The following is a 25,516-nucleotide window of genomic DNA, read 5'->3' as shown; positions in this document are numbered from 1 at the left end:
GGGCGACGGGGCTTTATATTTGCTGTTCACCGGGGGTATAGGTGTGCGTCAGGTGAACATATGTCCCTGGTTGGGTGTGCTGCGGCGATGTTGAAAATGGCCTATGACTGCCATTTCGAGTGTCCAGGAGTAGGGGTATGCGCGTGCAAAATGTCGTGATTGGGAGCACAATTACGCACGTGAGAAAGCTAGGTAATAATTCTTCCTGGCAATGTGCAGCAACGGATTTAACGTTGCGATGACATTTTTAAGATTAGGAGTCTTAACCCATGGGCGCATCACCTTTGCTCGCGGTGGAAAAACCGCATCTGACACGTCCCACCCTCCGCGAAATCGTCCGCGACTTTGGCCCGCAGGAGCTTGGCGATGGTCTCGTCGCGCTGATCTTTTCCGCCTCCGGGCCGATTGCGGTCATTCTCGCGGCCGCTGCAGCGGGCAACCTCAGCCCCGAACAAACCTCGTCATGGATCTTTGGTGCCTTTTTGGGCAACGGCATTTTAACGCTGCTGCTGACCTATCTCTATCGCAGCCCGCAAGCGTATTTTTGGACTATCCCCGGCACGGTGCTCGCAGGTGATGCGCTCATGCACTTGACCTTCGGGGAAGTCATCGGCGCGTACCTTGCTACCGGACTGTTGGTCTTTTTGCTCGGTTGGACAGGGCTCATTGGCAAAATCATGGAGCTGTTGCCACCGACCATTGTGATGGCCATGGTGGCAGGAATCTTCCTGCGCTTTGGTCTTGACCTCATTACCGCAGCGACTGGCTCTCCGCTCATTGCTATCCCGATGGTTTTAATTTTTGTCGCTTTGAGTGCCACCCCGCGTTTGGCAGCGGTAGCTCCGCCGGTCGCGATAGCGGCGGTTGTCGGTACGGTCATCGCAATTGCTTCAGGACAACTCGGTGGCGGAATTCTTGCCGATGGCATTATCGCCTCGCCAGTATTTACCGCGCCTGAATTTTCTTTCTCCGCGATGGTGGAGCTAGTTATCCCGTTGACCATCACCGTGGTGATCGTGCAAAACGGCCAGGGAATCGCCGTGCTCCAAGCCGCCGGTCACAAGCCAGGGGTCAACTTAGCAGCCGCAGTCAGTGGCCTGGTTTCGTTGCCCATGGCGCTGATAGGCAATATCTCTAGCTGCCTGACTGGGCCGACCAACGCGTTGATCGTCGCCGGTCCCAACAAAGACCGTCATTATGTCGCAGCCATGGTCACCGCTATTGGCGCTATCTGCGTGGGGCTTTTCTCGCCAGTATTCGTCGGATTCATGTTGGCCATGCCAGCAGCGTTTATCGCAGCGCTGGCCGGAATCGCGATGCTCGCGCCACTGAAGAATGCCTTTGTCGCAGGATTTTCCGGCGCCTTTTCCATGGGTGCACTGGTGTGCTTTTTAGTGACGGTCTCCGAGATTTCGTTGTTAGGCATTACTGCACCATTTTGGGGCATCGTCTTTGGCTGCCTCGTTGCGTGGTTGATGGATCCGAAACCAGAACCCGTCGTGGTGGAAGAAACCACCGACGATGAGTCAGACCGTCGAGAAGCAGAGCTAGTCGATGCAGGGCGTCCTGACGCAGACCTGCAGGATGCAGCGTTGCTGGAAGCACGAGAAGAACTAGACGCTGGGGTACACCAGCGCACCAGGAGTTAGCTCAGCAGCAGCTTGATTGTCAGCAGCGTCATGATGCAGCCAATGCCGATGTTGATGCCGCGCCAGACTGCGGGACGCGAAAGAATATGGGAGAACTTCGCGGCAGAAAGCCCGATGGTGGGAAACCACACCATGCTGGCGGTAATAGCACCGGCGGCAAAGACCCAACGTCCGTCGGGACCATATTGATTGGCAATACCGCCGAGCATAACCAGCACGTCGACGTATGCGGCAGGGTTGAGCCAACAGATGGCGAGTGTGGCCAGTGCTGGCTTTAACCAAGTGGACTTGCGCATCTGCCGGCGCAGCGCGGTCGCGGGCTTGCGGGTGTCAACCGCGGCGCCGCTGCCCGTTCCTCCAGAGGTGCCGCCATCGAAGGAGTCGATCTGCTCGGTGTGATTCGGCTCGGCATCGGTGGGGGATAGGGTCTCTACCTTGTCGCGGAAGCCATCGCGGAAACACAAGAACGTGAAATAGGCCAAGTAGGCAGCGCCGAGATATTTCAGTACGACCAACGCGGTAGGGAAGGTTTCTACCAAATAGCCCACGCCCGCGGTACCGCCGGCGATAAGCAACATATCGGAGACTGCGCAAATAGCGATGACTACCCAAATGTGGTCGCGTTTAATGCCCTGCTTAATCAGCAGAGCATTTTGTGGGCCAATTGCTACAATCAGCGAGATACCCAGCGCGAAACCGGAGATAAGGAGAGACATCGTTGACATAGCCTTACTATGCAACGACTGTTAGATGAAGTCCAATGATAGAAACTCACCTTAGGTTAGAATAGCTTCATGAACCCTGTGCATTTGGAAACCCTGCTGGCCATCGTGGATGAAGGCAGCTTTGAATACGCGGCAACGGTGTTGGGAATCACCCCATCGGCGGTCAGCCAACGTATTAAATCCTTGGAAGCCGCCACGGGCAGAGTGCTATTGCGGCGCGCCAATCCGGTCACCGCGACAGACGCCGGGGAGATTTTGGTGCAGTCAGCCAGGCGCATGGCGCTGGTGCAAGCAGAAACAGATGCGCGCTTAGGGCAGCGTTTGCAGCGGGTGCCGCTATCGGTTGCGGTTAATAATGACACGCTGGCAACCTGGTTTAAAGCAGTGATGGCAGAAATGGCGCAATACGGTGACGCGGCCTTGCGCCTGCGCGTCGAAGATGAAACCCGCACCTTGTCGATGCTGCGCCGCGGTGACGTACTCGGTGCTATTACGCATGAGTCAGCGCCGGTATCGGGTTGTGTCTCGGAATATTTAGGCACCATGCGATATGTCGCGGTGAGTACCCCGGATATTAAAAGCCGGTTTACTACCGAGCTCGGTCTGGCCTGGCGTCAAATGCCGCTAGTTATCTATGGCCCGCAAGATGCGATCTTGGATCAAGCCATGCGCGATCGGCAGGTAGAACTGCACGTTATCCGCGGTAGGGTATCGCAGATTCCAACGTCTGAGGCTTATTTAGAAGCCGTGCGCATTGGCTTGGGCTGGGGAGTGCTGGCAGAAATTCAAGTCCAGCAATACCTCGACTCCGGCGATCTAGTAGCACTCGACGGCGATGATATTGAAGTCGATCTGTATTGGCAGCGCTGGCGACTGGAGTCAGAAGTGCTGGAAAAGCTTACGAGCAGCGTTATCAGCGCCGCGCGTACTGCGTTGCCGCAGCGGAAATAGGAATAAGGGGGCATCGACAAGCAAAGCGCGGCACACACTGTAAAGCGTGCCGCGCTGCTGTCTTGCCTAAGAGGATGTGGAGCTTTAGCGCTCAAATAAAGGCTGCTGGAAATCTTCCGGGTTTTTAACCTCTTCACCCTTGGGCAAAGGACCTGGCATGGTGGTGCCCTCGGCGAATGGCTGGCCACCGAAGCGATCGCGATCGTGTTCTTCCATCAGCCAGGACATGTCTGGGCCGACTGGCACAATCTTGGTCGGGTTAATTTCGGTGTGCACCATAAAGTAGTGCTGCTTGATTTCGGTGAAATCAGTGGTGTCACCAAAGCCGGGGATTTGGAAAAGTTCCTGGAGGTATCCGCAGATATTGGGCATCTCCGCCAGCTTGTGGCGGGAGCACTTGAAGTGGCTGTAGTAGACTGGATCAAAGCGGATGAGGGTAACAAACAGGCGAATATCGGTCTCGGTGATGTGATCGCCGACCATATACCGCTGCTTGCCTAAGCGATCTTCTACCCAATCCAATGCTTCCCACAAAAAGTCATACGCAGACTCATATGCTTCCTGTGAGCCTGCAAAACCACTGCGGTAAACACCATTGTTGATGGCTTTGAAGATGTAGTAATTAAGCTCTTCCATCTCCTCCGCGTGCTCTTCGGGGTAGAGGTTCGGTGCGCCTTCGCGCTGGAAGTCTTTCCAGTTGGTGATGAAATCACGCACGATGGAGGGGTAGTCATTGGTGACTACGCGCCCGGTCGATTCCTCGACGATTGCCGGGACCGTAATCCCCCGGGGGTAATCCGGAAAGCGCTTGAAATAAGCATCTTGCAACCGCGGGATCTGCAATACGGGGTCGACTTCGCCTTCGTCTAAATCAAAGGTCCAGGACCGTGCATCGTGCGTTGGTCCGGCCAGTGCCAAAGACACGGTATCTTCCAGGCCCATCAAGCGGCGCGTAATTACCGTGCGGTGTGCCCAAGGACAAGCGCGGGCTACGGCCAAGCGGTAGCGACCAGCTTCCTGTGGCCAGTGGAAAGTGCCGTCTTCCTGCTCCGTTGGCTCCGTGATGCCCGGCAGGATGCGGTCTTCGATGTAGTTGGTATCGCGAATAAACTCACCGTCTGGTGAGGCATTGCGCGCTTCTTGGATGTCTTCTTGTGTGTTCTCGTTAGTCATGGCACTCCTTCAATCCCATTGTGTTGACGTGTCAACAATATTAGCTCAAATCCGTCGGAAGGTCTAGATGGTTTCATCGCAAGGGTATAAAGGTTTGACAACGCGCGGGTAAAATGCCGGGGCGCGCCGACTCTGCTGGCTGTGAGAAGGCTTTGTTTCGCCTACTGTTTAGACTATGAGCACGAATAAACCGTCCAATGATCAACCTGATAAGGCATCAGATTTTGATGACGAGTTGGGTGTTCCTGCCTATAAACCGACTAACGACTCCACTTCAGTATCTGGAAGCCAAGCTTCTGCGAGTCCAGCCTCAGCTAGCCCAGCGTCCGCTAGCTCCGACTCAGCAGGCTCGAAGCCTTCTACTGGGGCTTCGTCTGCCACGACTGCTGGGGCAGCCGGCGGCGCTGTCTCTGGGGCAGCAGCTAAGGCGGGCACCAGCCCGTCTGATGAGCCGACTACTTCCTTTGAGCGTCCGAAAGACGCCGATATTAAAGCAAGTACTGCCAACAAGGCTGGTAGCCAGCGGGCCGGTGGCGCACGCATTGTAGAAAGCGTCGATCCGGTGTCCGCACAGCCATCTGCGCCGGCGTCTAAGGCGAAGCAGCAGGGGCAAGCGGCAGCGGCGGCACCTGCGGCCGCAGGTGCGCAATCCGCGTCAACGCAAGCCAAGCCAGCGCAAGCCAAGCCAGCGCAAGCAGAAGCAGTAGAGGAGTCGCAGCGTTCGAGCGTGTTTGATCGACCGGGACGTGCTCAGCCGCAAGAAATTACGCCGAATAACACTCAGGCTCCGCAGTCACCTGTTGAGTCCCAACCTAGGGAGACGATGAACATGGGCCCTACGACTGGTTCACAGAACAATTCTTATGATGACCGAGATTTTGCATCCCGCAACGCCTCCTTCGAAGAAGAACCCACGACGGTAACCCCGGCTGCAGACTACGGCTATGAGCCCACGACCGTACAGCCGGCCGCGTCGCCTGCTGGCGATGCGACGAACTACGGTGCAGCCGGGGCCGGCGCAGCAGGAGCCGGTGCGGCTGGAGCAGGGGCAGCAGGCATGGCTTCGACGCAGCATTTTGATTCCCCGTCGCAGTACTCCGATGAGACTGCCATGTCACTGGACGCAGACTCGGCTGCTGCAGCGCAGTACGAGGAAGAAAAGGCTCTGCGCCGTCAATACGGCAAGCGCGGCACCATTGACTTCGGTTTGCTGTTTATTCGAATCGCCTTAGGTGGATACCTCATTATCGAAGGTGTACGCACCCTCTTTAGCATCGGTGCATCCGCTGGAATTTCCGGTCTGGAAGGCGAGTACGCCAATTACGCGATGTCCAATCTCTTGGCCACCGGCCTGCCAGTCTTGCAGCTGGTAGCAGGTGTCTTCTTGGTCCTGGGACTTCTTACCCCCTTGGCCGCGATGGCCGCGATGGTAGCCACCGGCTTTATGGCTATTCATGAGCTGGCCGCATCCGGTACCGGTTTAGACATCTTCGCATGGCCAGAAGCGCTGTGGCTGGCACTTGTCTTGTTCGTCGTGAACGTGGGCGTGCAATTTACCGGCCCAGGCTTTATCTCCGTGGACTCGGCACTCGGCGTTAAGGCACTGTCGAGCCCTGCACGTCGTCCGCTGGCATCGTCGTGGATCTTCTTTATCCTCGGCGCTGCCGCACTGGTCGCCGTCTGGTGGTTCGGTGCAGGAATTAATCCGCTGAACTAATCTTGACGCACTAGCACAAAGCGCGCCCCGCGAAACCTGAGAAAAGGAATTCGCGGGGCGCGCTTTTATGTATCACATGGCGATCGAAGTTATCGCCGCTAGCTTGTCGATGCCTATCGCTGCGGCTCCATGGGTGCAGCCAAGGCCTCATCGTGCTGTGCTGGCGCCGTCGGAGGCACAAAGCGCAGCATGATAGCGGTGATGACCATCGTGGCAATCGCGAACCAGACAAAGTCGCTCATGACGAATTTAAAGACCAGTTCTTGCTCCCAGACGTTGATGCCATCGCCCCAGTACCACTTCGGTGGGATGGTCAAGACTAGTAGTGCCCACAGGCCCAAAATGGAGAGCATGATGCCAGAGACCCAGGAAAGCTTGCGCCAGGTCAGGGCGCGGTAGAGCAAGACAGGAATTACAATCGCGAGCCAAATCCAGTGGTGCGACCAGCTCACTGGAGAAATCAGCAACATGATCAGAGCGTTGATCATCCACGCTTCGATGTCTAATCCCCGGCGCATGAGCGCCAGCATGAGCCAGCCGCCCAGAACGACGGTGATAATTGCCAGGCACAGCCAGATAATATTGGTAATCGTGCCCGCAGCGTTCATGGCATCTTCGGAGTCGTAGAGACGCTCTAAAAAGCCCTTGATGGAGCTATTGGATTGATACGCGGTCTGTACTCCGAATTCACCGCCGGTGCCCATAGACAGCAGATTAACGGTGAAGTATTCCCAGGCCACATCCCAGCGCACAGCCGCGGCGATACCGGTGGCGACGATAGCGGAGATACCAGCGGTGATAATCGGTTTGATTTCTTTGCGCAGCAGGAAATACAGCAGCATGGCCAGGGGAGTGATCTTGATGGCCGCAGCCACGCCAATCAACCAACCTTGAGGCAGCCACTTCCAGCGTTTGCGCGGGATGAGATCGAGTGCCACCAGCACCATGAGGATGATGTTGATCTGCGCGAAGCCATTATTTAAGCGCACGGGCTCAAAGATTAAAACGATGCCCCAGATCAGTGCCGTTACGGCGATGACATCGCTGCTTGCAAAGCGAGTGGCACGCTGCCGGTTTAGCGCAAAGGCGAGCATGAGAAGGATGAGTCCAATGAGCAGGTTGGACAAGATGATCATGATGTCTCCGGCCATGGCGTCGCTAAACCAATCACCGGCCAGCGGCACCATCACCAGCGCGCCAAAGGGCGGGTAGAGAAAGGGCAGCGCGATATCGCCGGCCATCATGGGCACGGAATAGACTTCATCGCCTGCCATGAAGGCTTTAACGCCTTCGCGGTAGATGATCATGTCGATGGGAAAGTCCGTCAACATCACCTGAATCGCCGTGGTTACCGTGGCGATGATTACGCCCACCACCCCGATGATGCCCGCGATTGCCGGCGAGAAGAAGGGTGTGGCGCTAGCCGCTCGGGGAGTATCACCCGCGGCAGGTGGTGTGGAATCTGTATTCGGCGAAGTAGTCACAGGGCACAATATTAGGCGGTGGGTCAGTACTTCGGTAAATACTGACCCACCGCCTAGAACTAAATGTGGTGAAGTCCTCGCTTAGAGAACTCCTGCAACCCCGTGGGGCTGTTAAGCCAAGTGGCCATCCACGATACGAACCGCGCCCATATCAGCGGAGGTTGCCATGTTGGCGTATGCGCGCAAGGCCTTGGTGACTGGACGGTCACGGTTGACCGGAGTCCATGGCTTTTCGCGACGTTCTTGCTCTGCGCGACGACGCTCTAGTTCATCTTCATCGATATCCAGGCTCAGCTCACGCTTGCGCACGTCGATGGTGATGGGGTCGCCGTTTTCGACCAAGCCGATAACACCGCCGTGTGCAGCCTCCGGCGAGATGTGGCCGATAGACAGCCCAGAAGTACCACCGGAGAAACGGCCATCAGTGATCAAGGCACATGCCTTGCCCAGGCCGGAGCCCTTCAAGAAGGACGTTGGGTGCAGCATCTCTTGCATGCCAGGGCCACCAGCAGGGCCCTCGTAGCGGATGACGATGACATCGCCCGGCTGGACTTCGCGCTTCAAGATGATGGAGACTGCTTCTTCCTGGGACTCGACCACGCGGGCCGGTCCTTGGAAGTGCCACAGTTCTTCTTCCACGCCGGCAGCCTTGATGATGGCGCCATTAGGTGCCAAGTTGCCGCGCAGGACAACCAGACCACCTTGGTCGGAGTAGGAGAACTCCGCGGAGTGGATGCAGCCATTTTCTTGGTCGGTGTCCAAGGACTCCCAGACGTTTTCGGTGGAAAATGGCTCGGTGGTGCGCACGCCACCTGGGGCTGCCAGGTACAAGTTGCGGGCTTCTTCCAGTTCCTTGCCGCCGCGGATATCCCAGTCGTCCAACCAGTCGTTTGCGTCTTTGTACAGCGCGGTGTGGACATTCATCTTCAAATGGCCAGAGCGGCGCAGCTCGCCCAAGATGGCGGGGATACCACCGGCGCGGTGGACATCTTCAATGTGCCAGACACCGTTGGGTGCAACCTTGGACAAGCAAGGAACAGCGTCGGAGACTTCCTCGATATCTTGCAGGGTGAAATCAACAGCGCCTTCTTGTGCTGCCGCCAGGGTGTGCAAGATGGTGTTGGTGGATCCGCCCATGGCCATATCCAGTGCCATGGCGTTGTAGAAAGCATCCTTGTTGGCGATATTGCGAGGCAGAACCGACTCGTCTTCTTCACCGTAGTAGCGGCGGCACAGGTCCACGACGGTGGCACCAGCCTGCTCAAACAAACGACGACGGAAAGCGTGGGTAGCCAAGGTGGTGCCGTTGCCAGGCAGCGCCAGGCCGAGTGCTTCGGTCAAGCAGTTCATGGAGTTTGCGGTAAACATACCCGAGCAGGAACCACAGGTAGGACATGCAGATTCTTCAACTGCGCGCAGGCCTTCATCATCGACTTCATCGCTAGCCGATGCAGTGATGGCCGTGATCAGGTCCGTTGGAGCCTTAGCAACGCCGTCGACAACGACTGCCTTGCCCGCTTCCATCGGGCCGCCAGAGACGAAGATGGTAGGGATGTTCAAGCGCAGAGCTGCGTTGAGCATGCCCGGGGTGATCTTGTCACAGTTGGAGATACACACCAGCGCATCAGCGGTGTGGGCATTGACCATGTACTCCACGGAGTCGGTAATGATCTCACGGGAAGGCAGGGAGTAGAGCATGCCGCTGTGGCCCATGGCGATGCCGTCATCGACGGCAATGGTGTTGAATTCCTTCGGTACGCCGCCAGCTTCGCGAATAGCGTCGGCAACGATGTCACCGACATTTTTCAGGTGGACGTGGCCGGGAACGAACTGGGTATACGAGTTGGCGATCGCGACAATGGGCTTGCCAAAGTCATTTTCCTTGGTGCCGGTGGCGCGCCAGAGCGCGCGAGCACCAGCAGCTTGACGGCCAACGGTGGTTACTTTAGAGCGCAGAGGAAACATGTAAAAAGATCCTAAAAATCAAAGATGGGGATTATAAGGCGGTATAGCGTGATCAACGCTTAGTGAGAGGAAATGATTCCCATCACTGCCTTGGGCCGTTAATGGATGCTGGGTGAAAGGGGGTGTGCTTGCCGCAGCATCGGTAGATTCTTTACTCTACTCCGTCGTTGCGGCGATTTTTAGTCCGCTCCGTGGACGGGGGTGTCTCATGGGGTGGATTGTTGTTTCCATTCTGTGAGACATCTTGTGCTTTTTGGGCAGCTTGGTATTGCGCGAACTCTTCCTTATCCATGAGGATTTGCTGGCCGTCGCGGTGGACAATAACAACCTTTTCATCGGCTGCGGCCTTACCTTCACTCAAGGCGTCGGGGATGCGGCCGCGGGAGGCGTCGAAAAGCTCTGGCAACGAGTTGAAAGTAACCCCGGGCAGTACGTGCTTGGCGCCAGACTTGGTGCTCGCGAATGCTTTGGAGCGCTGGAAGCCAATGCCTTCGAAATCGTCCCAGGAGATGTTTTGCCCGCCGCGAAAGGCGTAGCGAATGGCAATGCCGTTATCGCCCACGGTGGTCTTGGAGCGTAGAACCCAGTAAATCCACAGCAGTGGGATTAATACTGTCCATCCCAAAAGTAGCGGACTCCAGCCGGCCATAATCACGCACACCATGGCCATAATGGCGATGGCAAATACGTGGGTGCGCTCCGGCACGAAGTCTTGGGTCTTGCCGCTGGGTGCCGCAATGGTGGTAGCGGCATCGGTCGCGGCAGGATTGGCGGAAGAGGTGTTCTCAGCGTTGTCGGCAGAATTATCAGCAGGCACGGGATCGGTCATGGGTACCAATGCTAATTAGTTTTATTCCTAGGGGTTAATTATCGACGCGGCCGCAACACGAAAGTGCAGCGTGATTCCGCTTGATGGGATAGATTTCTCACACAGTGGGGGTGTTAACTGGACTGAGAGAAATCAGTGTGTATGATGTAGTTCATGATCATTATTCGACTTCAGGTGGTAGTAGCAGCACGGCACTTGCCGTAGCGGCCGTTGAAGTCGTTGAAAAGCAAGTGCCCTCGCCAACTCCCACCCGAGTTGAGTCGGGGGCATTGTTCATTTAAAGGTCGGCCCACCCTTAGCTGATTGATGATCTGTACTTGCTCGCCTCCCGTTTATCCGCACGGGGCCAGGTGAAGAAAGTGTTTAATTGAATAATCAATTCATGAAGTACATGACCTAAGGAGCATTTCCACCGTGGCAGCTTCCACAACGCCCTCTCCGGCTTCGGTGGCCTCTTCTACTGGCGCAAAGCCAGGACCAAAAGGCCCGGAGCGAATGACAGGTGCTCAAGCTATTGTCCGCACCCTTGAAGATCTAGGCACTGACCTAGTCTTCGGCATCCCTGGCGGCGCCGTGCTGCCTTTGTATGATGCGCTAAACCGTTCCGAAACCCTTCGCCACGTGCTCACCCGGCACGAACAGGGCGCAGGGCATGCGGCTGAAGGCTACGCAGTGGCAACCGGCAAGGTGGGCGTGTGTATTGCCACGTCCGGCCCTGGTGCCACCAACCTGGTGACGCCGATTGCAGATGCCAACTTGGACTCGGTGCCTATCGTGGCCATTACTGGCCAGGTCGGTTCCAGCCTTTTGGGTACTGATGCTTTCCAGGAAGCAGATATCCGCGGTGTGACCATGCCAATTACCAAGCACAACTTCATTGTTACCGATCCTAATAAGATCCCTGAGGCTATTGCTTCGGCATTCCACCTGGCATCAACCGGCCGTCCCGGACCTGTCCTGGTGGATATCCCGAAGGATATTCAAAACGCCACGATGGAGTATTCCTTCCCGGTCAAGTTCTACATGCCGGGTTATAAGCCAACGACCAATCCGCACAACCGCCAAATTTCGGCGGCGGTGAAGATGATTTCTGAGGCCGCGCGTCCAGTTCTTTATGTCGGCGGCGGCGTGGTCAAGGCAGATGCCTCCCGCGAGCTGTTGGAGTTTGCTGAGTTCACCGGCATTCCCGTTGTCACCACATTGATGGCGCTGGGATCCTTCCCGGATTCACACCCGCAGCACATGGGCATGCCGGGTATGCACGGTACGGTTCCGGCCGTAGCGGCAATGCAGCGCGCGGACTTGCTGGTCGCCATCGGTGCGCGTTTCGATGACCGCGTGACCGGTGATGTTGATACCTTCGCGCCACACGCGCAGGTTATCCATGCTGACGTGGACCCAGCCGAAATTGGCAAGATCCGCGAAGTTGCCATTCCGATTGTTGGCGATGCTCGTGAGGTGCTCTTGGCGCTGACCAAGACGTACCAAAACTCCACGAAGTATCCGAAGCCGGAGATTGAAGAGTGGACCGGCTACCTCAACGATCTGCAAGACCGTTTCCCACGTGGCTGGGAGCCAACCGAAGACGGCAAGCTCAACCCGCAGCTGATTTTGGAGCACCTCTCGCGCGAGATTGGCCCAGATGCCATCTACGTTGCTGGTGTGGGCCAGCACCAAATGTGGGCCGCGCAGTTTATTGACTTTGAAAACCCACGCTCCTGGATCAACTCCGGTGGCGCGGGCACCATGGGCTACGCGGTGCCAGCGGCGCTCGGTGCCAAAGCAGGGCTGCCAGATAAGGAAGTCTGGGCAATCGATGGCGATGGCTGTTTCCAGATGACCAACCAGGAGCTGACTACTGCAGCGCTGGAAGGTTTCCCCATCAAGGTGGCTGTTATTAATAACGGCAACTTAGGCATGGTCCGTCAGTGGCAGACGCTGTTTTATGAGCGCAACTACTCTAATACGAAGTTGCGTGAAGAATCCGCGTACGTCCCGGACTTCGTCAAGCTTTCGGAAGCCATGGGCTGTGAATCCATTCGCGTCACCACCGAAGAAGAGATTTTGCCAGCGATTCAGCGCGCACGAGAAATCAACGACCGCCCAGTGGTTATTGATTTCATCGTCGGCGAAGACGCCCAGGTGTGGCCCATGATTTCCGGCGGTGCCTCAAATGAAGAAATTCAGTACGCCGTTGGTCTGCGCCCACTGTTTGATGAAAATGAATCAGCTGCTGAAGAACCGGCGACAATTCACGAAACCGTAGAGGAGACCGAAGACTAATGCCCGCTCCGCACGAAGTCACCCGCCATACTTTGTCCGTCTTGGTCGAAGACGTCGAAGGTATTACCTCCCGCGTCGCCGGCATGTTCACCCGCCGCGGATACAACCTCGTATCCATTGTCTCGGCTCGCACGGAAACCCGCGGCATCAACCGCTTTACCATCGTGGTCGACGCCAGCGAGATCGTTATTGAGCAGGTGACCAAGCAGCTCAACAAGATTGTGCCTGTCATTAAAGTCGTCGAGCTAGATGAAGAATCTTCTGTTGCTCGCGGTCTGATGCTGGTCAAAGTCGCCGCTGATAATACCAACCGTCCGCAGGTTGTGGACGCCGTGAACATCTTCCGTGCCCGCGTTGTGGACGTGGCTCAAGAATCCGTCATTGTGGAAGCTACGGGTTCGCCAGGAAAACTGCGCGCGCTGCTCGATGTTCTCGAACCATTCGGTATTCGCGAATTGATTCAGTCCGGTCACGTGGCGCTGAGCCGCGGACCTAAGGCCATGGCGCCAACCAAGTTCTAAACACTCGGTTCCGAAAAGCTCGGAATCGCCTACCCTCGCCTGAGGTGGCTTCGCCTCAGGCACCTCCGGCGCTGCCCACAAGGCTCGCGCCGGAGAGTGGGGGGGAGTCCCCACAAGGGAAGCCTCCTCAAAAATTCCACATAGACTCTGAAACTATCTCATAATGTGAACACTCTATCCCGCTGTGTGATACAGTGGGGTGAAGTGCACCCACACTGATACTGAACGTCCCAACGAAAGGGTTATCTCTCATGGCAATTGAGACTTTTTACGACGACGATGCTGATCTGTCGATCATCCAAGGCCGCAAGGTCGCTGTTATTGGCTACGGCTCCCAGGGCCACGCGCACTCTCAGAACCTGCGCGACTCCGGCGTTGAGGTAGTCATCGGCCTGCGTGACGGTTCCAAGTCCGCAGCTAAGGCAGAAGAAGCTGGCTTTGAAGTAAAGTCTGTTGCAGAAGCAACCAAGTGGGCAGACGTTGTCACCATCCTGGCACCGGATACCTCCCAGGCAGCCATCTTCACCGAGCACATTGAGCCAAACCTGGAAGACGGCAATGCACTGGTCTTCGGCCACGGTCTCAACATCCACTTTGACCTGATCAAGCCAGAAGACAACATCACCGTTGGCATGGTTGCACCAAAGGGCCCTGGCCACTTGGTTCGCCGTCAGTTTGTTGACGGCAAAGGCGTTCCTTGCTTGATTGCTATTGATCAGGACCCAAAGAACGAAGGCCACGACTTGATGCTGTCCTACGCAGCAGCAATCGGTGGCGCACGCGCAGGCGTTATCCCAACCACCTTCGAGGCAGAGACTGTTACCGACCTCTTCGGCGAGCAGGCAGTTCTGTGTGGCGGAACCGAGGAACTGGTTAAGACTGGTTTCGAGGTTCTGACCGAAGCTGGCTACGAGCCAGAAATGGCCTACTTCGAGGTTCTGCACGAGCTCAAGCTGATTGTTGACCTCATGTTCGAGGGTGGCATTGGCAACATGAACTACTCGGTCTCTGACACCGCTGAGTTCGGTGGCTACATCTCCGGCCCACGCGTTATCGACGCTGGCACCAAGGAGCGCATGAAGGACATCCTGTCGGATATCCAGGACGGCACCTTCACCAAGCGTCTGCTGGCCAACGTTGAAGGCGGCAACAAGGAACTGGAAGACCTGCGAGCTTCCTACAACGATCACCCAATCGAGCAGACCGGTAAGAAGCTGCGCGATATGATGAGCTGGGTCAAGGTTGACGCTCGCGCCGAAACCGCGTAAGCCATCACACTTCAATAGCATTCGGTAGCGCCCTTTTTTGCGGCGCCACTGAAGCGTTGAAGAAGCGGCTATCCTCCACGTAAGAACGTGCGCTGGGGGGATAGCCGCTTTATTTATTTCGCTACCTTAGCTTTGCCCGCGAACGCCCAGCGGGACGTATAGGCTAAAGGTCATGGGTTTTATTACGCCAAGCTATGACCTCGTCGATCTGTTCAAACGCATTGACCGCGGGGACATCCAAGTACCGGACTTCCAGCAAGATTATGCCTGGGACGAAGACCATATTCGTTCCCTTTTAGTGACCGTGCTGCGCGGATATCCACTGGGCGCCTTAACGGTGCTCGATACCCGCGATGAAAAGATGCGCTTTAAACCGCGTCCCTTGGCCGGTGCACCAGTCACCGAAAACGAGCCGGGCATGCTGCTTCTCGATGGCGAGCAGCGCCTTACCACCTTGTATCACTGCCTGCGTGGCTCCGGCAATATCCGCACGACTAACTTCCGTGAGGAAGTAGTCATGCGTCGCTACTTCCTCGATGTTCGCCGCGCAGTCTCCGAAGACCTCTTGCCCGATGAAGCAGTCTTTGCTGTCGACGATGATAACCACGTGTGCTCACACTTTGGTCCAAGCTTGGATTTCGCACTGGATGGGGAAGAGGCTTACCTCGAAAGCGGCTGCGTACCGGTGTCCCTCTTGCTGTCCGAAGAAGGCACCCGCATTATCCTGTCCATGGCCGCACATATCGGTGAAGCAGATGCCGAGGATGGAAAACAGCGCCTGAACTATGAGGAACTGGCGGAATTTCATAACCGCGTGCTCTTTCCATTAGCAGGTTATGACGTTCCCATGATTCGCCTGTCGCGTGAAACCGCCAGCGCCGGCGTGGGCACCATCTTCGCCCACGCTAATAGGTCGGGTAAAGACATGGATGTCTTTGATTTGGTAACCGCGGTGTTTGCCTCGGAAGATGAGAACTTTCGCTTGGCCGATGACTGGGCCAAGCGCGAAAAGGCACTGCGTAAATACCCCGCTTTAGATGGCATTGGCCGCACCCAATTTCTCTCCGCGGTCTCCTTATATTCCACCGCAGATTCCGGCCACGTCGGCGGCCAGCGCGAAGATATCTTGACGCTGACCTTGGACGAATATGTCACTGCCGCAGATAAGCTGCAGATTACTTTCCAAGAAGTCGCGGAGTTTTTGCGCCAGCGCTGCATTTTCAGCCTGGAACAGGTCCCGTATACCGCACAAATTATTCCACTCGCGGTCATTTTGGCGCGCCTAGCGCCCATCCCAGGGTGCCTGTCCAGTGCGCAAGCTTGGGATAAGCTCAACCGCTGGTTCTGGTCGGGTGTCTTTGGCGAACTCTATGGCTCCGAGGCCGTCAAGCTGCGCGCAGCGCGCGATGTCGAAGAGGTCTCGGCGTGGGTGTTGGGCACTCGCGAGGAAGAACCAAAATCCGTACGCGAAGCGCAGTTTGAAGAATCTCGGCTCAATACTGCCGATGAATCAAGCGGCATCTATCACGCGCTCTATGCCTTGCTGATGGCCCGCGGTGCTCGTGATTGGCGCACCGCGCGCACCTTTGACCGCACCTCCTTCTTTGAGATGGGCACGGGCTTCCACCAAATTTTCCCTGACCACTGGTGCCAAAAATTCGGTGTCGATACTGACCTTGCGCAATCTGTGCTCAACCATTCACCCATGGGCAAGCGCACCGAAGTCGTTATGGACGGACAATCACCAGCGCGCTATCTGTCGCGCGTGCAGTCTAAATCGATTATGGAAGACGCCGAATTCGATCAGGTCTTAGCTTCCCACGAGCTGGACCCGGAATTCCTGCATCAGTCAGACTTTGACGCTTTCATCCATGACCGCCGCGAGCGCTTCTGCGAGCTGATTGAACACGCCATGGGCAAAGCCGTTATTCGCAATTCCTCACCCGCCGCATCATAGATACCCCGCATACATAGCCCCTGAGCAGCGCGCTAGGTTGCTGGTTCGTCGCTGTAGTATCTTGAAGCCGAGTTCTTCGTCTCATAGCCCCGCAACAGCATTTCTATGCCGGACATTAGGCGTGAGACGATAAGGCATAACAGGGGTACGGAAGACAAAGGGAAAGGTGCGCATGGCAGCAGTAAAGAAGGTGGGCGCGGTACTACTTGCTGTGAGCATGACGCTCGGCTTAGCTTCTTGTTTCCGCCAGGCTGAACCTGTTGTCACCCCGGGGCTTTTCCAGCTGGAAGAAGCCAATATCAACTTGGACCAAGCGGCGACGGAAAACCGTAACCGCTTGGTGCGGGAGGAATTCCGCGGACAAGTCCACGTGCTCCCGGATCCATGGGGGATGGAGTCCATTGAGCTATTTTTTGAACCCTCGGGTTCTAATTCGCTGATTATCGCGGAAAATACGGACTCCACGCAGCTGCGGGCGGCATCGATAGCTGTGGCGCAACGCGTTCCCATGATTACCTATGATGACTCCATCCGCAGCGAGGTGGTGGCCCAAATAGAAAAGCTGGGTGTCAACCGGATTTTATTGGTGGGAAACCTACCGTTCGCCTCCACGAGCGGGGCCTTGGAGATCCTGTATGACCCAGGGACCACCCAAGCCTTGGGGGAGATGACGGCATTTCAATTCACCAGCCAAGTAGTAGGTACACCGCACGATATACCCCAAGCGATCGCTGATCTTGAATCCAGTGATTTCACGGAGCTCAAGGCATCCTGGGAGCCGCTATACCGCAAAGAAGAGTGGGACGTGGAGCCGATTCCCGCGCAATCTCGCCGGGATTCGGGCATGTCACCGGTCATTATTGGAACGCCAGGCTCCTCGGTGGCATCGATAGCTAATGCCAAGGCATGGGGTGGGGACGTATGGATTATGCCCACCGGGGACCCACGCGATTCCAAAGCCCAGATGGCTTTGGTCTCAGGGCTTGACGATGGACCTTTGGTGGCACTCGGCCCCCAGTTTGGGGATACCAACCTGTTAACCGATAGGATTAGACACGGTTGGAATTCTCCGACGTCAGCTGAGTCATAGAGAAAGCCTGGGATAGTTGTCTTAGACTGCTCTAGGGTCATCGGCGCGCCGCCCAATTCCCGCTGGACGGTCACTTCGGTGACTTGAATTGATGAACCGCCACTGATCACGAGCCACTGATCACTCCAATTTCCATAAGGATCGAAGAACATGTCGAAGCCGGTCGTTTTAATTGCCGACAAACTTGCCCCATCCACCGTCGAAGCGTTGGGAGACGGCGTTGAGGTCCGCTGGGTTGATGGACCAAACCGCGATGAACTGCTGGGTGTAGTCGGAGAGGCAGACGCCCTTCTCGTGCGATCTGCTACCACCGTGGACGAAGAGGTCCTAGAAGCAGCGAGCAACCTCAAGATTGTCGGCCGCGCAGGCGTAGGCCTGGACAACGTTGATGTTCCTGCCGCCACCACCCGTGGTGTCATGGTTGTTAACGCGCCGACCTCGAATATTCACTCCGCGTGTGAGCACGCTATTTCCTTGCTGCTGTCGACGGCACGTCAGATCCCACAGGCAGATGCCACCTTGCGCGAGGGCGAGTGGAAGCGCTCTTCATTCAAGGGCGTAGAAATCTACGGCAAGACCGTCGGTATCGTCGGCTTCGGCCACATCGGCCAGCTCTTTGCACAGCGCCTAGCAGCGTTTGAAACCAACATCGTCGCCTATGACCCTTACGCCAACCCAGCGCGCGCAGCCTCGCTGGGCGTAGAGCTGGTGGAGCTCGAAGAGCTAATGAGCCGCTCCGACTTTGTCACCATTCACCTGCCGAAGACCCCAGAGACCGCCGGCATGTTCTCCTCTGAGCTTCTGGCTAAGGCCAAGAAGGGCCAGATCATCATCAACGCCGCGCGCGGCGGGCTTGTCGATGAACAGGCGTTGGCCGACTCCATCAAGGCCGGACACCACCGCGGCGCAGGTTTCGACGTCTACGCGACCGAACCATGCACCGATTCTCCGCTCTTTGAACTGCCCGAGGTTGTTGTCACCCCACACTTGGGTGCTTCTACCGTCGAAGCTCAAGACCGCGCTGGCACCGATGTTGCCGAATCCGTCCTCAAGGCACTTGCTGGCGAGTTCGTCCCAGATGCCGTCAACGTCTCCGGTGGCCGCGTGGGCGAAGAAGTTGCCGGCTGGTTGGACCTGGCGCGCAAGCTGGGCCTGGCTTCCGGCAAGCTGCTCGGTGCTGCACCAGTAGCCATCGAGGTCACCGCGTGTGGCCAGCTATCCACCGAAGACGTTGAAGTTCTCGGCCTATCCGCAGTTCGTGGTCTCTTCTCTGGTGTCACCAGCGAAGCTGTCACCTTCGTCAACGCCATGTCGATTGCTGAATCCCGCGGCGTGACCGTCAAGGTCTCCACCAAGGATGAGGCCAAGGGTCACAATTCCACGGTGCGCGTCAAGACCATTTCCGCCGAAGGCGAGACCTCGGTTCTTGAAGGCGCGTTGACCGGTATCGATGGCGTAGAAAAGATTGTGCGCATCGATGGCCGCGGCGTGGACATGCGCGCTACTGGCCGCAACCTGTTCTTCTCCTACAGCGACCGCCCTGGCGCTTTGGGTATCGTCGGCTCCGTCTTGGGCAATGCTGGCATCAATATCAAGGCCGCAGCATTGACCCAGGGCAAGCAGGACGATGCCGCAGTCCTTATCCTCCGCGTCGAGCGCGAGGTCAACGATGAGCTCATCGCTGACATTCAAGACAAGCTGGGAGCATCTTCCCTGCAGGTGAACTTCGACGCCTAATTAGCCGCGTAGAAGTCCCTGTAAAAGGTACTGCCAAAAAACGCCAGCATCGCTTAACGATGTCTGGCGTTTCTTTCGTTCTATGGCGTTGGCCTGTGCCTGGCTAAGGCTAGTATTCCCAGGCATGCGCCGTTAGTTAATAAAACCAACAGCAAGATGCCGATATACGAGAGCGCGACTCCCACGGCTTGCTGGGTAAGCACGCCAAAAGACGCGGCGTGTGCGAAAGCGACCGTAAAACCTGCGGCAGTAAATACTGAAGTAACCGTCAGTGCATTTCGGCGCCGGACGTATCGAATAAATATCAGCGCGCTGAGTATGACCACCGATATCCCGCAGCCGTAGACCTGCCACTTTGGAAATTGCGTTGGTGCGCCCTGGTGGAAGTAGTGGGTAATGCTGGTGGTGCTATTCCACGTCAACCACAAAGCTGCGGGGAGAAAACCCGCGAGAAGCGCAAGTAGGGCACCAGTGACAGGGAAGGGCTGTTTGCTGCGAATCTTGTGCGAAAACAAACTCAGCACCATGACCAGCCCCAGGATGATCAGGCTCGGCACGAGAGCCAAGCTAAAGAGCATCGAGAAGAAGGTGTCGGTGTGGAAAGGTACCTCGTGCATCGGGTCCTGCTTTCTGCCGCGGAAAAGTTTCCCCAATTTTAGACCGCTTTACCCGGTGGCGCGCACGGAAGTGCGGGTGGTGCTAGCAACCTGAGGCCCAGTGAACTAAGCTAAATTTATCCACCCTATGAGAAAGGCGTATCACACAATGAAACTCGCGGTTATTGGCGGAGATGGCATCGGCCCAGAGGTCACAGCGGAAGCAGTCAAGGTCTTGCGCGCTGTGCGCGATGATATTGAAACCACCGATTTCGATCTCGGCGCAACGCGTTATCTCAACAACGGTGAACTGCTCACCGATGAAGACCTAGCTTCGCTACGCGAGCACGACGCCATCTTGCTCGGTGCCGTGGGTGCGCCAGGCAAGGTTCCTCCAGGAATCTTGGAGCGCGGTTTGCTGCTCAAGCTGCGCTTTGCACTGGACCACCACGTGAACCTGCGCCCGTCCAAGCTGTACCCAACCGCGGTTTCTCCTTTGGCTAATCCCGGCGAGATTGACTTCGTCGTGGTTCGCGAAGGTACCGAAGGCCTGTATGCGGGCAATGGCGGTACTTTGCGTCAAGGTACTGAGCACGAGGTGGCCTCTGAGGTCTCTCAAAACACCCGCTACGGCGTCGAGCGCGTGGTACGCGATGCTTTCAACCGTGCCCAGGGCCGTCGCAAAAAGCTGACCTTGGTGCACAAGACCAACGTGCTGGTCAACGCTGGTGACTTGTGGCAGCGCACCGTAGAAGATGTCGCCAAGGAATTCCCTGAGGTCGAGGTCGACTACAACCACATCGACGCCGCCACTATTTACATGGTCACCGATCCGGAGCGCTACGACGTTATTGTCACCGATAACCTCTTCGGCGATATCCTGACCGACCTTGCAGGTGCTGTTGCTGGCGGTATTGGCCTGGCAGCGTCGGGCAATATCGACTCCACCAAGACCAACCCTTCGATGTTTGAACCAGTTCACGGTTCCGCACCAGATATCGCAGGCCAAGGCATTGCTGATCCGACCGCAGCCATCTTGTCCACCGCGTTGCTTTTGCGCCACCTCGGCGATGAGGACAACGCGCAGCGCATCGAAAAGGCTGTGGCCGAGGACGTCAGCGCCCGCGGTGATGAGCAAGTCAAGACCGTCGAAGTCGGCGACCGCATCGCCGCCGCACTGGCTTAATCGCTGACGAGCTCTACTTACTCGCAGCTTATTTAGCTCCTCCTCGGGCGTATTTCTTCTAAATATCCCGAAGGGGGAGTTTTGTTATGCGAAATTTAACCCCGTACCCATCGCCGTTACCGTCAAATACGCGCAACGGCACTACTATTGGCCACTGATGAATAAACAATACGATTCCCAATCGCACCTTATCCACCGCCCGAAGCCTCCCGCTGGACATCGACAGTTACGTCGTCGTGGCCGCGCGGTGGTGGCCACCGTGGCCGCTGCCTTGATGGTTGCTTCTTGCAGCGTCTTTAGCTCCGAAGAGAACTCAGGCGATTCGCAAAATTCGGCATCGCAGAATAGCTCGAATGCACCGAGCTTTGCCGTTGATTCGCCTAAGTTGCTTTCCGATGCTGACGCCTCAGGCAACAACGCCGCGCAGTACTTCTTCCCAGCAGATGCCGGGAAGAATGACCCCAGCAGCACGCAGCTGATTGTGGCTGGTCCTGCCGAAGCTGACCAATACGCGGCAGCAGAAGCCGCCATTGAAGACGGCGCACCGATGCTCATCGTGGGCAAGGGCGCAGCAGGTGACGAAGCCAAGGCGCAGATTGCTGAATTAGCACCGGAAGAAATCATTCAGTTTGGTGTGGATCTCAACGAGGATCCAGCGCTAGCAGAAACCGATGCAAAAATTAGCCAACCGGACAAGCCAGCAGAAGGGGAGCAGGCTGCGCCAGCGCCAAGCTCCTTAGAAGAGTTGGTGGGGCTTGAAAGCCCGAATGACGGCAATGACGCCGCACCGCAGGTGCTGGTTTCAGCGCAGACGAATGTGGCGCAGGTGGCATCGGCGCGCGCGGCCGGTGCACCAGTGCAGGTTCTCGCCGCTGCTGACCCACGTGCTACGTCCGAATCGATGGCAGCCATTGCCGATGGCAACGCGGTTGCGCTGGGCGAAGGCTTCGGCAACCAAGAAGAATTTGATGCCCAGGTGAAACTCGCGGCCAACGGCGAACTGCCCGGCGGTGGCGGACTAGTCTTCCCGGGCCGACGCATGGTGGCACTCTACGGTCATCCGTCCGGCCCAGCCTTGGGGGTTATGGGTGAGCAATCACCGGAAGAAGCAGCCGTCCTGGCACAGAACTATGCCGATCAGTACAAAGACTTAACTGATTGGCCAGTGATGCCAGCCTTTGAAATCATCGCGACGGTGGCCTCCGATGCCCCTGGCGATGATGGCGATTACAGCAACGAATCCCAGCCAGAGGAATTGGTTCCTTATGTTGATGCAATCACCGAAGCCGGCGGCTATGCCTTCTTGGACCTGCAGCCCGGCCGTGCGCGTTTGATTGACCAGGCCAAGATGTATGAAGACCTGCTCAAACAACCCAACGTAGGCCTAGCGCTGGACCCAGAGTGGAAGATTGGCCCGGATGAGGTACCGATGACCAATGTCGGTCACGTGGAAGCAGAAGAGGTCAATGAGGTATCTGAGTGGCTGGCGCAGTTGGTTCAAGATAATGACCTGCCACAAAAGGGTCTGATTCTGCACCAGTTCCAGCAGCAGATGCTGCGCGATCGCGACCAAATCCGCACCGATTACCCCGAGCTCTCCTTCATCCTGCACGCGGATGGACACGGTGATGCCGGTCAGAAGTTCGATACCTGGAATGCCATGCGTCAGGGTCTAAGCCCAGATTACTTCATGGCGTGGAAGAACTTCATCGATGAAGACACCCCTATGTTCGACCCCACCCAAACTTATGAGGTCGATCCGCGCCCATGGTTCGTGTCTTACCAGTAACCTAAGGCGCATGAGCGTCGAATTAGAAGAGGTTCACAGTTTCCTCGCGTCCATCGAGCCCTTCCGGCATTTGCCGGAAGAAGAGCTTGTGGAATTAGCGCCGACATTGACCGTGCGCTATATCCGGCGCGGGGAAATTATTTTAGACTACGAAGAGTCCAATGACTTTTTAAGAATCATTCGCTCCGGCGCCATCGATATTCTAGGCCCAGACAATGTGCTGCTCGACCGCCGCGATCCGGGGCTGACGTTTGGCTATTCCACCTTGCTGGGTACAAATTCTTCGCGGTATCGCATGGAGGCTGTCGAAGATAGCTTGGTCTATGAAATGCCGCGCGCGGCCTTTACTAAGCTGTCCAAGCGCAACCCAGATATCGCGCGCTTTTACTCCTCGCAATCTCGCCGCATTCGTGCGGCCGCAGAGGAGATCACCAATGCTGGCGCGAATACCAATGTATTAAGCACGCACATCCACGACGTGAAAATTGCTAAGCCGCGCTCGTGCCCGCCAGACTTAAGCATCCGCGAGGCCGCACAGCGCATGGAAGAATACAATGTTTCCTCGCTGCTGGTGCTTGATCGTGACACCCTGCTAGGCATTATCACCGACCGCGATTTGCGCGGGCGTGTGGTGGCCGAAGGCATTGAAACCACCTGCCCGGTCTCTGATGTCATGACCACGAAGCTATTGACGCTGAGCTCTGAGTCTTTGGCCATGGAAGCCCTCATGCTCATGTCAGAGCGCAAAATCCACCACCTGCCAGTCGTCGACGAAGGCACAGTGACCGGCATTGTCACGCAAAATGACATCGCCCGGCTGCTGCACAATGACCCGGTCTTTCTCACTGCTGATTTGTCGCGGAAAAACTCCGTGGATGAGCTCGCCGATGCCTTCACCCGCACCACCAAGGTGGTCGCCCAGTTGATTGAAAGTGGGGCAGCGCCGGAAGAAACTGCAGGCATGATCACCATTGCCGCCGATGCCGTGGCCCGGAGGCTTTTTACCCTCGGCATTGAAAAATACGGCAAGCCCCCGGTGGATTTCGCCTTCGTCGCCGTCGGTTCTCAAGGTCGCCGCGAGATGGTCTTAGCCTCGGACCAAGATAATGCGCTGGTGCTTTCCGATGACTTTATCCACGACCAACACAACGACTACTTCCAAAAACTTACCGAATTTGTGTGCTTGGGCCTAGATAGAGCAGGACAAGTGTTGTGTCCGGGTGAGATGATGGCCATGAATCCGCAATGGCGCATGACGGTATCGGAATGGGAGCATACCTTTGCCAATTGGATTGGCGCTCCGGAGCCAGATGCCTTGCTCAATGCCCAAATCTTCTTCGACTTCCGCGTTATCGCCGGCAGCCAAGAACTTGGCCAGGCAGTGCATCAATCCGCTGTCAGCCAGGGCACGAATGCGCGGCGCATGCATGCGCACCTAGCATCGTTAGCCGCGCGGCGCGAGCCACCCTTGACCTTCTTCAAAGGCTTAGTCGTGGAACGCTCCGGGGAATACGCCAACACCTTGGATGTGAAAAAGGGCGGCACGGCAGCGATCGTGCAAATGGCACGGCTCTATGCGCTCTCTGCCGGGCACAGTATCGTCGAAACGCGTGAGCGCCTGCGCCAATCTGCTGGCAAGACAGTCAGTCGCGCAGGCAGTGAAGACTTACTCGATGCCTTTGACTATCTGCGCTCTATCACCCTGAAATACCAGGCATCCCAAATCCGCTCCGGTCAACAACCGAATTATCACATCGACCCAAAGCAACTGTCCGGCATGGAACGCGAAAACCTTCGGGATGCCTTTTCCATTATTAAAAATATGCAAAATGCGTTGGCGACTAAGTACCCAGTCCGCAATATCTAGGAAAGGGACTGTGTAGTCATGGCACTTTTTGATTTCTTCTCCTCCCGCCGCACCCTGGAATTGGACTCCCCGGATCCCAATACGCCCATCGAGGACGTGGAATTTCTTGCCGTAGATATGGAAACCACGGGGTTAAAACCCAAACAACACCAGATTGTCTCCATTGGCTGGGTGCCGATTAAAAACAACCGCGTGCAACTAAGTGGCGCGCAGTACGTACTGATTAAAGGCGTGGATGTGGGGGAGTCAGCGACCATTCATCACCTGCGCGATAGCGATTTGGAAAAGGGGATGGAACTGGAAGAGGGCATCGATAAGCTCACTGCGGACTTGCGCGGCAAGGCGATGCTCGCGCACTTCGCCCCCATTGAAACCTCTTTTTATTCGCATGCCTGCAAAAAGCTCTGGGGCAAAGAGCCACACCTGGAGGTAGTCGATACCTTCGCGCTCGAACGCCGCCACATGGAACGCATGAGCACCTATCCGCGCGGGGAAGACCTGCGGCTAAGCCGTGTGCGTGCGCGATATGGATTGCCCAATTATCCCAGCCACAATGCGCTGACCGATGCCATTGCATGTGCGGAGTTATATCTGGCGATGGCCGCGCACCGCCCGCCGACCAAGCTGAAGGATATGCAGAAAAACCTGCAAATCTAATTGTCCTCTAACTTAACAAGCTTATGGATTTAGCACGATTAACCGGGCTGTAAACTTGTTAGCCTTATCCTT

The 25,516-nt window shown here is 56.5% G+C and carries 19 protein-coding genes; 13 read left to right on the top strand and 6 right to left on the bottom strand.

Annotated elements, in window-relative coordinates; translation table 11 throughout:
- Nucleotides 1–269 precede the first annotated feature (269 nt).
- Nucleotides 270–1,649 carry a benzoate/H(+) symporter BenE family transporter gene (locus CAMM_RS07890; protein ID WP_003848746.1) on the top strand — a complete coding sequence of 460 codons (1,380 nt, stop codon included), beginning with the start codon at nt 270–272 and terminating at the stop codon, nt 1,647–1,649.
- Here the strand turns inward: CAMM_RS07890 and CAMM_RS07885 are convergent.
- Nucleotides 1,646–2,365: a LysE/ArgO family amino acid transporter gene (locus CAMM_RS07885; RefSeq protein WP_003848747.1), complete on the bottom strand. Its 720-nt coding sequence runs from the start codon at nt 2,363–2,365 to the stop codon at nt 1,646–1,648. The genes CAMM_RS07890 and CAMM_RS07885 overlap by 4 nt on opposite strands.
- A 78-nt stretch (nt 2,366–2,443) precedes the next feature.
- On the opposite strand from CAMM_RS07885, the gene CAMM_RS07880 reads away from it, so the two are divergent.
- The gene (locus tag CAMM_RS07880) at nt 2,444–3,325 is read left to right on the top strand and encodes an ArgP/LysG family DNA-binding transcriptional regulator (protein WP_003848748.1); all 882 of its coding nucleotides are present in this window, start codon (nt 2,444–2,446) and stop codon (nt 3,323–3,325) included.
- An 84-nt stretch (nt 3,326–3,409) separates the two neighbouring features.
- On the opposite strand, the gene CAMM_RS07875 is transcribed toward CAMM_RS07880, so the two are convergent.
- Entirely contained in the window at nt 3,410–4,498 is a 1,089-nt protein-coding gene (locus CAMM_RS07875; RefSeq protein WP_003848749.1) for a glutathione S-transferase C-terminal domain-containing protein, read from the bottom strand.
- A gap of 175 nt (nt 4,499–4,673) precedes the next feature.
- Here CAMM_RS07875 and CAMM_RS07870 point away from each other — a divergent pair, with 175 nt between their 5' ends.
- Nucleotides 4,674–6,215: a DoxX family protein gene (locus tag CAMM_RS07870; RefSeq protein ID WP_075761538.1), complete on the top strand. Its 1,542-nt coding sequence runs from the start codon at nt 4,674–4,676 to the stop codon at nt 6,213–6,215.
- Nucleotides 6,216–6,328: 113 nt separating this feature from the next.
- Here the strand turns inward: CAMM_RS07870 and CAMM_RS07865 are convergent, their stop codons facing one another.
- The 3 genes from CAMM_RS07865 to CAMM_RS07855 form a co-directional block, all read right to left on the bottom strand.
- Complete coding sequence (locus CAMM_RS07865; protein ID WP_075761537.1) at nt 6,329–7,699, bottom strand: glycosyltransferase family 87 protein; 1,371 nt, start codon at nt 7,697–7,699, stop codon at nt 6,329–6,331.
- A 111-nt stretch (nt 7,700–7,810) separates the two neighbouring features.
- Complete coding sequence (gene ilvD, locus CAMM_RS07860) at nt 7,811–9,664, bottom strand: dihydroxy-acid dehydratase (protein WP_003848760.1); 1,854 nt, start codon at nt 9,662–9,664, stop codon at nt 7,811–7,813.
- 151 nt (nt 9,665–9,815) lie between these two features.
- Nucleotides 9,816–10,493: a PH domain-containing protein gene (locus CAMM_RS07855; RefSeq protein ID WP_003848762.1), complete on the bottom strand. Its 678-nt coding sequence runs from the start codon at nt 10,491–10,493 to the stop codon at nt 9,816–9,818.
- A 414-nt stretch (nt 10,494–10,907) separates the two neighbouring features.
- Between CAMM_RS07855 and CAMM_RS07850 the strand changes: the two genes are divergently transcribed.
- The 6 genes from CAMM_RS07850 to serA all read left to right on the top strand — a co-directional run bounded on the left by CAMM_RS07850 (nt 10,908) and on the right by serA (nt 19,349).
- Nucleotides 10,908–12,776, top strand: a complete 1,869-nt coding sequence (locus CAMM_RS07850) for an acetolactate synthase large subunit (protein WP_075761536.1) — start codon at nt 10,908–10,910, stop codon at nt 12,774–12,776.
- Nucleotides 12,776–13,297, top strand: a complete 522-nt coding sequence (gene ilvN, locus CAMM_RS07845; protein WP_003848765.1) for an acetolactate synthase small subunit — start codon at nt 12,776–12,778, stop codon at nt 13,295–13,297. The genes CAMM_RS07850 and ilvN overlap by 1 nt, the downstream gene beginning before the upstream one ends.
- Before the next feature lie 251 nt (nt 13,298–13,548).
- Entirely contained in the window at nt 13,549–14,565 is a 1,017-nt protein-coding gene (ilvC, locus tag CAMM_RS07840; protein WP_003848767.1) for a ketol-acid reductoisomerase, read from the top strand.
- A gap of 172 nt (nt 14,566–14,737) precedes the next feature.
- Nucleotides 14,738–16,522 (top strand): GmrSD restriction endonuclease domain-containing protein, encoded by a 1,785-nt coding sequence (locus CAMM_RS07835; RefSeq protein ID WP_003848769.1) that lies wholly within the window; start codon nt 14,738–14,740, stop codon nt 16,520–16,522.
- A gap of 172 nt (nt 16,523–16,694) precedes the next feature.
- Nucleotides 16,695–17,612 carry a hypothetical protein gene (locus tag CAMM_RS07830; RefSeq protein WP_003848772.1) on the top strand — a complete coding sequence of 306 codons (918 nt, stop codon included), beginning with the start codon at nt 16,695–16,697 and terminating at the stop codon, nt 17,610–17,612.
- Between the two features lie 150 nt (nt 17,613–17,762).
- Entirely contained in the window at nt 17,763–19,349 is a 1,587-nt protein-coding gene (gene serA / locus CAMM_RS07825; protein ID WP_003848774.1) for a phosphoglycerate dehydrogenase, read from the top strand.
- Between the two features lie 80 nt (nt 19,350–19,429).
- Here serA and CAMM_RS07820 read toward each other — a convergent pair whose 3' ends face one another.
- Nucleotides 19,430–19,966 (bottom strand): hypothetical protein, encoded by a 537-nt coding sequence (locus CAMM_RS07820; protein ID WP_003848776.1) that lies wholly within the window; start codon nt 19,964–19,966, stop codon nt 19,430–19,432.
- 148 nt (nt 19,967–20,114) lie between these two features.
- On the opposite strand from CAMM_RS07820, the gene CAMM_RS07815 reads away from it, so the two are divergent.
- The 4 genes from CAMM_RS07815 (at nt 20,115) to CAMM_RS07800 (ending at nt 25,444) form a co-directional block, all read left to right on the top strand.
- Nucleotides 20,115–21,131 (top strand): 3-isopropylmalate dehydrogenase, encoded by a 1,017-nt coding sequence (locus CAMM_RS07815; protein WP_040356049.1) that lies wholly within the window; start codon nt 20,115–20,117, stop codon nt 21,129–21,131.
- A 157-nt stretch (nt 21,132–21,288) separates the two neighbouring features.
- Nucleotides 21,289–22,920, top strand: coding sequence for a cell wall-binding repeat-containing protein (locus CAMM_RS07810; RefSeq protein WP_147581062.1), 1,632 nt, complete (start codon nt 21,289–21,291; stop codon nt 22,918–22,920).
- 10 nt (nt 22,921–22,930) lie between these two features.
- A complete protein-coding gene (locus CAMM_RS07805; protein ID WP_003848779.1) occupies nt 22,931–24,787 on the top strand; it encodes a DUF294 nucleotidyltransferase-like domain-containing protein in 1,857 nt (618 codons plus the stop codon).
- A gap of 18 nt (nt 24,788–24,805) precedes the next feature.
- The gene (locus CAMM_RS07800) at nt 24,806–25,444 is read left to right on the top strand and encodes an exonuclease domain-containing protein (protein ID WP_003848780.1); all 639 of its coding nucleotides are present in this window, start codon (nt 24,806–24,808) and stop codon (nt 25,442–25,444) included.
- Nucleotides 25,445–25,516: the final 72 nt, after the last annotated feature.

Origin of the sequence: Corynebacterium ammoniagenes DSM 20306, from assembly GCF_001941425.1 — a bacterium.
Taxonomy (GTDB): domain Bacteria; phylum Actinomycetota; class Actinomycetes; order Mycobacteriales; family Mycobacteriaceae; genus Corynebacterium; species Corynebacterium ammoniagenes.
This window is presented reverse-complemented; position numbering and strand designations above follow the sequence as displayed.

Coding starts and splice junctions, on each gene's coding strand:
- CAMM_RS07890 (WP_003848746.1), top strand. CDS start 270: ATGGGCGCATCACCTTTGCTCGCGGTGGAAAAACCGCATCTGACACGT.
- CAMM_RS07885 (WP_003848747.1), bottom strand. CDS start 2,365: ATGTCTCTCCTTATCTCCGGTTTCGCGCTGGGTATCTCGCTGATTGTA.
- CAMM_RS07880 (WP_003848748.1), top strand. CDS start 2,444: ATGAACCCTGTGCATTTGGAAACCCTGCTGGCCATCGTGGATGAAGGC.
- CAMM_RS07875 (WP_003848749.1), bottom strand. CDS start 4,498: ATGACTAACGAGAACACACAAGAAGACATCCAAGAAGCGCGCAATGCC.
- CAMM_RS07870 (WP_075761538.1), top strand. CDS start 4,674: ATGAGCACGAATAAACCGTCCAATGATCAACCTGATAAGGCATCAGAT.
- ilvD (WP_003848760.1), bottom strand. CDS start 9,664: ATGTTTCCTCTGCGCTCTAAAGTAACCACCGTTGGCCGTCAAGCTGCT.
- CAMM_RS07855 (WP_003848762.1), bottom strand. CDS start 10,493: ATGACCGATCCCGTGCCTGCTGATAATTCTGCCGACAACGCTGAGAAC.
- ilvN (WP_003848765.1), top strand. CDS start 12,776: ATGCCCGCTCCGCACGAAGTCACCCGCCATACTTTGTCCGTCTTGGTC.
- ilvC (WP_003848767.1), top strand. CDS start 13,549: ATGGCAATTGAGACTTTTTACGACGACGATGCTGATCTGTCGATCATC.
- CAMM_RS07835 (WP_003848769.1), top strand. CDS start 14,738: ATGGGTTTTATTACGCCAAGCTATGACCTCGTCGATCTGTTCAAACGC.
- CAMM_RS07830 (WP_003848772.1), top strand. CDS start 16,695: ATGGCAGCAGTAAAGAAGGTGGGCGCGGTACTACTTGCTGTGAGCATG.
- serA (WP_003848774.1), top strand. CDS start 17,763: ATGTCGAAGCCGGTCGTTTTAATTGCCGACAAACTTGCCCCATCCACC.
- CAMM_RS07820 (WP_003848776.1), bottom strand. CDS start 19,966: ATGCACGAGGTACCTTTCCACACCGACACCTTCTTCTCGATGCTCTTT.
- CAMM_RS07815 (WP_040356049.1), top strand. CDS start 20,115: ATGAAACTCGCGGTTATTGGCGGAGATGGCATCGGCCCAGAGGTCACA.
- CAMM_RS07810 (WP_147581062.1), top strand. CDS start 21,289: ATGAATAAACAATACGATTCCCAATCGCACCTTATCCACCGCCCGAAG.
- CAMM_RS07805 (WP_003848779.1), top strand. CDS start 22,931: ATGAGCGTCGAATTAGAAGAGGTTCACAGTTTCCTCGCGTCCATCGAG.
- CAMM_RS07800 (WP_003848780.1), top strand. CDS start 24,806: ATGGCACTTTTTGATTTCTTCTCCTCCCGCCGCACCCTGGAATTGGAC.